This window comes from Alteromonas alvinellae (assembly GCF_902705805.1).
Window position 1 is genome coordinate 25549 of sequence record NZ_CACSIH010000023.1, and the last position, 8142, is coordinate 33690.

The following is an 8142-nucleotide window of genomic DNA, read 5'->3' on the forward strand; positions in this document are numbered from 1 at the left end:
TATTTCTCTTTGTCATACTTTTGTCACAAAACTATGATCTCAGTTTGACTATCTTATGTATATACAGTATGTTTAATAGTGACAGTAGTAGACTGTAGCACAGGAGAAGAAACATGCGTAAAGTAGTACTAACATTAGCTCTTTCAGCAGCCTTTGGTATTGCGCATGCGGAATCTGGTGAAAACCAGCTTTTCGATTGCATGGATGCGAAAACATTCGAAATGAATAACCAATGTATGTCTGATCAAATCGGCAATAACATTCGTTTCCGTGATGCACAAGCAAAGCTGATCGACATTGCAAGCGAGAGTCAGGGTGACTACGCCATTGCAACAATGACATTCGATCAAGAAAATATGCACATCGACATCGTAGCACACAAAGACTCGCTTAATGCGCTTGCTGCGAACCGTAACTAATTTTTAGTTATTGCATTTAAGCCGGCGACAATTTCGCCGGCTTTTTTGTGCCTATTAGAAAATCCTATTCAGCCCATTAATAGCAGCAACTCGATAAGCTTCGGCCATGGTCGGATAGTTAAATGTGGTGTTAACGAAGTAGTCTATGGTATTTCCTTCGCCTTTTTGCTGCATGATAGCTTGGCCGATATGAACAATCTCTGAGGCACGTTCGCCGAAACAATGAATACCTAAGATTTCTTTTGTTTCACGATGGAACAAAATTTTCAAACTTCCTGTCTGCGTAGACGCAATTTGCGCTCTGGCCAAATGTTTGAACTGGGCTCTTCCTACTTCATAAGGCACTTTTGCTGCGGTAAGTTCTTGCTCTGTTTTTCCTACAGAACTGATTTCCGGAATAGTATAAATACCAGAGGGTATATCTTCTACCAACGCCGAATGCGTTTTTATGCCAAGCATAGCTTCCGCGGCAAAACGACCTTGGTTGTAAGCTGCAGATGCTAAGCTTGGATAACCAATCACATCGCCGACCGCAAAGACATTGTCTACGTCGGTCTGATAATTTTCATTCACTCTAAGCTGACCTCTGCCATCAGCTTTCAAACCAATATTTTCGAGTTTAAGTGTATCTGTATTACCCGTTCTTCCGTTAGCAAACAGAAGACAATCTGCACGCATGCGCTTGCCTGACTCTAAGTTTAAAATAACCGAGTCATCGGTAGCCTCAACCGAAGAATAGGCTTCATTATGACGAATGAGTACGCCATTGTTCCACAGGTGATAACTGAGCGCGTCAGAGATCTCGTCATCTAGGAAAGATAAAAGTCGATCGCGCATGTTTACCAGGTCAACTTTCACACCTAAACCTCTGAAGATGCTGGCATATTCGGAGCCGATTACCCCTGCACCATAAATGATGATGGACTTAGGATCGTGATCTAAAGATAGGATAGTGTCTGAGTTATAAATACGCGGGTGACCAAAGTCGATGTCTTTAGGACAATAAGGACGCGACCCTGTGGCAATAGCAATTTGGCCAGCAGTGACTGTATCTTTAGAGCCATCTTTACGGGTTATCTCTAACGTATGCGCATCTACGAAACTGGCTTCGCCGTGAAATAGCGTTACGCGGTTTCTATCGTAGAATGAAGAACGAAGTCTAGTTTGGCTTTTTACCACACCGCTAGCATGGCGCATGATGTCAGAGAACGTAAGACTTTTACTTAAGTGGTTGTCGGCAAACAAGGGAGAAGAGTTATATTCAATAAGACGGCTTACTGAGTGACGAAGGGCTTTCGATGGAATGGTACCCCAATGGGTACAGCCCCCTCCCACTGCCTCGTAGCGCTCAACAACCGCCACTTTTTTTCCGGCTTTGGCAAGCTGCATTGCAACACCTTCTCCACCAGGACCTGTGCCGATAACTATTGCGTCATAGTGATACGATGGAGCTTTTGTTTTTTGCTTCGTTGCCATGTTACCTTCCCGTATTATTACTTCTATGATGTGGCGTCTGAAATCACAGTAACCGCCATAATTCAGTTTATGATGTAGCTTGAACATCTAACTCAGAATAAAGCTAAGTTTTTATCCCAACCTTACAAACTCCAGTATAACTACCTTACTTGATGTGTCATTCCAACTATAGATCAAAAAAAACCACATAAGCATAGACTTATGTGGTTTTTTACGAATACAAGGGTAAAGAAAGTAGTTATGCCATTTGAAGCGACAAACTCTGCAATTGTGTCCATTTTTCTTTCTGAACAGCAAAGGCGTGTTTCAGCTCTTTATATTTATATGCAAGCTCAAGTCCTTCAATACTCCGCTTTAAGGTGCGTTGCTTAACGCGCATCACGCGTTTTTTCGTGGCATAGTATTCACTCATACGCTGCATCAACAAGTCGTACTCTTCTTGAATAGTGTGCATCATTTCTTCCGCGTTCGGCAGTAGTGATACTTTTTCACTTGCCCTTTGAAGCTGCATCGCCGCTAGGGCTTTTTCGATGCGCTCTTCAGGTACTTTACGAAGGTTCGACGTCAAACCTACAAAAGACAGACCTCTGATTAGCCACTTGGTAGGATCGAACTGGTACCAGCGAATGCCATTCCGATAATCGTACTCAAAGATGTGATGGTAATTGTGATAACCTTCACCAAAGGTAAAAAACGCAAGAATACCGTTATCTCGTGCTGTGTTCTTATCGGTGTAAGGCTGGCTACCCCAAAAATGAGCAAGAGAATTGATGAAGAAGGTTACATGATGCACTAGCACCAGGCGAAGTACACCGGCTACCAGGATCATGCCTAATACGTCACCATTTAAATAGCCCAAAAGACCCGTGATACCAAAGTTAGCCGCCAGCACGATGGGCAAATAGTAGTTATGCTGCCACATCACCACTTTATCTTTTTGAAGATCTTTACAGTTACTGTAGTCATCGTAACGTTTGGCCTGATACTCACGCAACATCCAGCCGATATGCGCAAACCAAAGCCCTTTCTTCGCAGAGTAGGGGTCTTTATCGTTGTCATCAACATGACGATGATGAACACGATGATCTGACGACCAGTGCAAAATACTATTTTGCAGCGCCATAGCGCCACCAATCGCAAGGATCACACGAACTACAACATTGGCGTCGTAAGTTTTATGCGACCATAAGCGGTGATAGCCGGCAGTTATAGACATACCGGTAAAGTAAAATAGGAATATAGCCGCACCGATTTCTGCCCAATCGATGCCTTGATACGCCACCCATAGCGGCACACCAATAAACGCAATTGCGCCAGATATAATAAATACCAGCACATTAGTAAGGATAAGAGGAGGTTTTTTCATTTTATACAACTTGGCTTACAACTGTTCGCTAATTTATCGTTTTACGAGGCTTCAGGCAAGCAAAACCCAGATTAGTTCTGCTTACATGTGTAAAGTTTAATTATAGTAAAGCTACGCTGAAGCGCTCGTTATTTGCGGATTTTTCTGCTTAATGCTTGTTTATAAAAGAGATGATTCTGTTTCTCTTTCCCCACAGGTGTGTGTTGCGATAAACTACACATGCTAGTCTTTGATGTGCGGAGTTTGATTGCGTTAATGGCTATTCAGATGACGCTAGGGCTTCAATCCCGAGCGCTAAAAATCATCAAGCCGTTCAGAGCTAATCAACCTATGGTGCGAATGTGAGTCGACAAGAACAGAAATTAAAAACCCGCCAAAATATCATTCATGCTGCGTTTTCTTTGCTCGATGAAAACCGCAGCCTATCGGCAATCAGCTTGCGTGAAGTTGCCCGAGAGGCAGGTATAGCACCTACGTCTTTTTATCGACACTTCAAAGATATGGACGAATTGGGTTTAACGCTGGTGGATGAAGCCGGGTTAGCATTGCGGCAGCTTATGCGTCAGGCAAGGCGGCGTATAGCCTCTGGAGGCGGCGTAATACATACTTCTGTTGAAACCTTCATGGAATTTATTGCGGCAAATACAAACGTATTTCGTTTATTACTACGCGAGCATACTGGTACGTCGTCGGCTTATCGGTTGGCAGTATTTAGAGAGATTCAACACTTCATCGACGAGTTGACCGACTACATTATTGAACAGCAGGGCGTAGAATACGCATGCGCGCAGCTTCAAGCTGATGCCATGGTAAGGCTTGTATTCAGTGCGGGGGCCGAAGCATTAGAAGCAGATGAAAAACTAAGAGGTGAAATTGGTGAAAGAGTGAAAGCCCAATTGCGCTTTGTTCAAGTAGGTGCGACTCAGAAAGCCTAGCAGTGAAGTATTATCAAATGTTTTACGAAACAGATTCTTGTGTAAACCTTCTTATTACATAGCATATTACTTGTTAAGCTCTCTATAAAATAATGACTGGATACAGTCAGTCAATGTTAAGAAAAGAGAGCTCAATATGTATTATTCAGTTTTAGAAGTCACACCTACCGATGAAGCCTGGATCCCTCGCTATGTAAAACTCGCAGCGGATATAGTGTCGAAACATGGCGGAAAATATTTAGCGAACAGTGCAAATCATCAAACTTTAGAAGGCGAAAGAAAAGAACCTGCTATTCGCGTTATCATTCAGTGGCCTTCAAAGCAACATGCACTCGATTTTATGTCTGACCCGGACTACCTTCCGTTACTAAAATTAAGAACTGACGGTTCAGTTAGTCATCATGCTCTTGTGGAAGGCAAATAGTAGACAAATGAAGACTTACACGGAAACTAGCCTTTGCGTGTAAGTAAAACGCCAGCCTCAATGTGATGAGTAAACGGGAATTGATCGAATAGTGCCGATTGAGCAACGTGGTGAGTTTCACTTAAAAGCTCAAGGTTTTGCGCCAACGTTTCAGGGTTACACGAGATATACACGATATTATCGTAATCCTGAATCATTCTAAGCGAGTCTTCATCTAACCCAGCTCTTGGTGGGTCAACCAATACAGTTGTGAAATTATATGTACTTAGATCAATGCCTTCTAAGCGACTAAACGTACGTTCACCTTTCATAGCCTGAGTGAATTCTTCAGCGGCGAGTCTTACGATCTTCACATTATCAAGCTGATTTTGTTCAATATTAAACTGCGCAGCTTGTACAGAGGGCTTGGCTATTTCGGTCCCCACAACATTATCGAAGTGAAGGGCTAGCGGCAGTGAGAAGTTACCTGCACCGCAATACATCTCCAGTAAATCGCCAGAGAGCGGCTTTACGCAATCTAGTGCCCATTCAATCATGCTACAGTTTACTTCGGCATTGGGCTGAGTGAAGCTATTTTCGATATGCTTAAATATGAATTCTTTGCCATTAACGGGTAAGCGCTCAATAACAAAATCGTTGTCGATAATAAGCTTTTGTTTTCTCGCACGGCCGATGATGTTTACCTTCGTAAAGTGAGCCTCGAGTTTCGCCTTTAATTCTATTGCAGCCTCTTGCCACTTTTCATCTAGTTGACGATGGTATAAAAGGCTGATGACAAGCTCGCCAGATAGTGCAGAAAGATAATCGATTTGAAAAAGCTTCTTTCTTAGCGCTTCATTTGGTCTTACTTCTTTTAACAACAGCGTCATAGCATCGTTTATTGCTTTACAAGCAGGAGGAAAGCTATCTACGCGGTACTTTTCTTTTGTTTCCTGGTTGAACATGATGTGAAACAAATCATCGCCCTCATGCCATACTCTAAATTCGGCGCGCATACGGTAGTGAGTTGGTTGCGATGGAAATACGGACAAGTCAGGCGCATCGAACGGAGAAAGTAACGCAGTAAGACGTTCTACTTTTTCGTCCAACTGAGCTTGATAGCGTTGTTGTTCGGTCGCGGTCATAAAATTCTCCATTCAGTGTTGAGGTCGCGAATTGTAGTCTCTTAGAAAATAACTGCAACAAGCGCAATCCACTTCTGCACTATTATTGAGGAGCAGGTAGAAAAAAATCTGTATTAAAATTAAACAATACTGATTCTTAGCCGATAATAAGAAAGAGGATAGTGAGGATCAAATTATGAACGTGGGTCAAATTAAGGCTTTCATGGGCGATCAGAAGGTTGATCAAAAAGCAGATCAAAAGGCATCTGTTCACCCGAATGAAGCATTAAAAAAACAGTTGCAGCAAGATGGATTGCAGCAAGCAGCTGAATTTTCTAAACAACAGGCGGCTTCAGTATCTGTTTCAAGTAGCCAAACTAGCATTGGCTTGCGTGTGGTAAGTAGTAGCCTTAATCAAGCCTTAGAAATAGATGGCCAAAAGCCGCAAGCAACCAAAGAGAAAAATATTGAAGAGAAGTCGAGCAGTTTGTTCGATTTTGAAAAGGTTGCCAGAAATGTACTTAAGTTTGTAGGCGGTGTTATTCGTGGAGCAGCTGATGGTGGTGCAAGCGATGAGAAGTTAAATGGTTTATTTAGCCAAGCGAGAGAAGGCGTAAGCCGAGGCTTTGCTATGGCTGAAAAAGACCTAGCGGGTTTCATGAATGAAGAGATTGAACAAGGAATGGTAAAAAGTCGCGATCTCATCGATACGGGAATAAACGATCTGGAAAGTGACATATTCGGTCGCCAGCAGCCGAACGCCGTATCACTTTCATCCTTAAACGCAGTAGCTGCATCGGATGAGAAAAGCGGGAGCTTGCTGATTCGAACTAAAGATGGGGACGAAGTGAGTTTTAGTTTTGAGAGTCTTCGCTCGTTCCAAGCGTCTCAACAACTTAACTTCCAAGCCCAGGCATCTCAGGAGCAATCTGGCGGCAGTGGTGAGCAAGGTGAAAACAATTTTACAGCATCATACCAACAACAAACTTCTTACCAATACTATGAACGAAGCGGTATTAGTTTTTCATTGAAAGGCGAACTTGATGCAGATGAGTTGGAATCGATCGCTGATTTGGTCGGTCAAGTTCAGGATCTTGCCGATACTTTCTACAGCGGAGATATAGACAAAGCTTTCGAAGACGCACTAAGTTTAGGCTTTGACGATAAAGAGTTGGTTGGCTATGCGTTGCAGTTGAATAGGACTACGCAAACCGAAGTGTTAAAAACATACGAGAATATCCAGCATTACAACGAGGATAAAAGCGATAACGGGCAGTTTGGAAATGTGGTTAGTCCCATTGCTCAATACTTAGAGAAGATGATGGATACTTTTGCGAATGCAGAAAGCAAGCTAGAGAGCAGTGAAGACTACAATGCTTTAATAGCTGGTATCATTAACGAAATGGAAGATGTTCAGGTACCCGACCTCATATCAGCAATAAATAGATTCCGCTCATTTAACCAAACCCTGTTAGAGGGTCTTCCTCAATCTGCTGAAACTAGCGAAAGTTAGTGGTCTACCAAAATAAAAAGCCCGGAAGAAAGCTAACCGGGCTTTTGTTGAATAACTGATACTTGAGTATACAGGGCTATGCGTGTTCGACTTTATCCTTTGCAGGACGAACCTTAAGTGTTCGTTCCTGAAAGATTGAGTCGTTTGTCTTATCAATAACACTGTTAAGATCGTCTGTGACAACCTCGATAAAACCGTAGCCTTTTCTCTTTCCAGTTTTACGATCCTTCATTAAGCGAACCGACTGCACTTCGATAAAACTACTGAAGTACTCTTTCACCGCGTTTTCGTTTGCTCGGTATGGCAAATTACCTACATATAAAGTTTCTACTGATCCGTCATTAGAATGTGCTCTAGCATCTGAGGAAGATGAACTTTGAATAAGAGACGCTAGCCAAGGAGTAACGATACCGCTGATCAGCAGGGCTGCTGATACGGTCAATGGAACATGGACGTTTAAACTAGCAGAAGAAAATAACAAGTAACCTGCAATTGCAAAAATAGCGCTAATAACAGCGCATTGAATAAAGCCTACTTTCATATACCTACCTTTCTATTGTTTATTATGGTGTTGGAGGCTGTACATAGTTTACTCATTTGTAACAATTTGAACAATAAAATGTGAAAAAACTAGTCTAAAGATGCATTGAGTCCATAGAAATGATGCAGAAATGAGCGGTTAACACCAAAAGTGGCTTAAAAAGCAAAAAAATCCAATTTAAGTATTGATCTTTCACAAGAGGTATCTATAATGCGCTCCACGTTCTGAGGGGGCTTCGAGAAAAACAAAGCCAACTTAGCAACAAGTGCGAAATCAAGTTTTCAAACAAATAAAAAGTTTAAAAACATGGTTGACATCGAAAATAAACGGTGTAAAATGCGCACCTCACTCGAACAGGGTGAGTC

8 protein-coding genes are annotated in these 8142 nt (G+C 42.3%); 4 read left to right on the forward strand and 4 right to left on the reverse strand.

Annotation, left to right across the window (positions count from 1 at the left end; all coding sequences use genetic code 11):
• Positions 1-113 precede the first annotated feature (113 nt).
• Complete coding sequence (locus ACX5KA_RS01625) at positions 114-419, forward strand: hypothetical protein (RefSeq protein WP_025254039.1); 306 nt, start codon at positions 114-116, stop codon at positions 417-419.
• A 54-nt stretch (positions 420-473) separates the two neighbouring features.
• Here the strand turns inward: ACX5KA_RS01625 and sthA are convergent, their stop codons facing one another.
• Both sthA and ACX5KA_RS01635 read right to left on the reverse strand, forming a co-directional pair.
• Positions 474-1895 (reverse strand): Si-specific NAD(P)(+) transhydrogenase, encoded by a 1422-nt coding sequence (gene sthA, locus ACX5KA_RS01630; protein WP_458730283.1) that lies wholly within the window; start codon positions 1893-1895, stop codon positions 474-476.
• A 238-nt stretch (positions 1896-2133) separates the two neighbouring features.
• Entirely contained in the window at positions 2134-3261 is a 1128-nt protein-coding gene (locus tag ACX5KA_RS01635; protein ID WP_458730284.1) for an acyl-CoA desaturase, read from the reverse strand.
• Positions 3262-3602: 341 nt separating this feature from the next.
• On the opposite strand from ACX5KA_RS01635, the gene fabR reads away from it, so the two are divergent.
• Positions 3603-4196, forward strand: a complete 594-nt coding sequence (gene fabR / locus ACX5KA_RS01640; protein ID WP_283648877.1) for an HTH-type transcriptional repressor FabR — start codon at positions 3603-3605, stop codon at positions 4194-4196.
• A 136-nt stretch (positions 4197-4332) separates the two neighbouring features.
• On the forward strand, positions 4333-4620 hold the full coding sequence (locus ACX5KA_RS01645; protein ID WP_202941907.1) for a DUF1330 domain-containing protein: 288 nt from the start codon (positions 4333-4335) through the stop codon (positions 4618-4620).
• A gap of 26 nt (positions 4621-4646) precedes the next feature.
• Here the strand turns inward: ACX5KA_RS01645 and trmA are convergent, their stop codons facing one another.
• Positions 4647-5744, reverse strand: coding sequence for a tRNA (uridine(54)-C5)-methyltransferase TrmA (gene trmA, locus ACX5KA_RS01650; protein WP_458730285.1), 1098 nt, complete (start codon positions 5742-5744; stop codon positions 4647-4649).
• Positions 5745-5919: 175 nt separating this feature from the next.
• Between trmA and ACX5KA_RS01655 the strand changes: the two genes are divergently transcribed.
• Positions 5920-7236, forward strand: coding sequence for a DUF5610 domain-containing protein (locus tag ACX5KA_RS01655; protein WP_458730286.1), 1317 nt, complete (start codon positions 5920-5922; stop codon positions 7234-7236).
• Positions 7237-7312: 76 nt separating this feature from the next.
• Here ACX5KA_RS01655 and ACX5KA_RS01660 read toward each other — a convergent pair whose 3' ends face one another.
• On the reverse strand, positions 7313-7777 hold the full coding sequence (locus ACX5KA_RS01660; protein ID WP_039216320.1) for an RNA recognition motif domain-containing protein: 465 nt from the start codon (positions 7775-7777) through the stop codon (positions 7313-7315).
• Positions 7778-8142 lie beyond the last annotated feature (365 nt).

Bases quoted from the DNA above. Each gene is read 5' to 3' on its own strand.
- ACX5KA_RS01625 (WP_025254039.1), top strand. From the start codon at position 114: ATGCGTAAAGTAGTACTAACATTAGCTCTTTCAGCAGCCTTTGGTATT.
- sthA (WP_458730283.1), bottom strand. From the start codon at position 1,895: ATGGCAACGAAGCAAAAAACAAAAGCTCCATCGTATCACTATGACGCA.
- ACX5KA_RS01635 (WP_458730284.1), bottom strand. From the start codon at position 3,261: ATGAAAAAACCTCCTCTTATCCTTACTAATGTGCTGGTATTTATTATA.
- ACX5KA_RS01645 (WP_202941907.1), top strand. From the start codon at position 4,333: ATGTATTATTCAGTTTTAGAAGTCACACCTACCGATGAAGCCTGGATC.
- trmA (WP_458730285.1), bottom strand. From the start codon at position 5,744: ATGACCGCGACCGAACAACAACGCTATCAAGCTCAGTTGGACGAAAAA.
- ACX5KA_RS01655 (WP_458730286.1), top strand. From the start codon at position 5,920: ATGAACGTGGGTCAAATTAAGGCTTTCATGGGCGATCAGAAGGTTGAT.
- ACX5KA_RS01660 (WP_039216320.1), bottom strand. From the start codon at position 7,777: ATGAAAGTAGGCTTTATTCAATGCGCTGTTATTAGCGCTATTTTTGCA.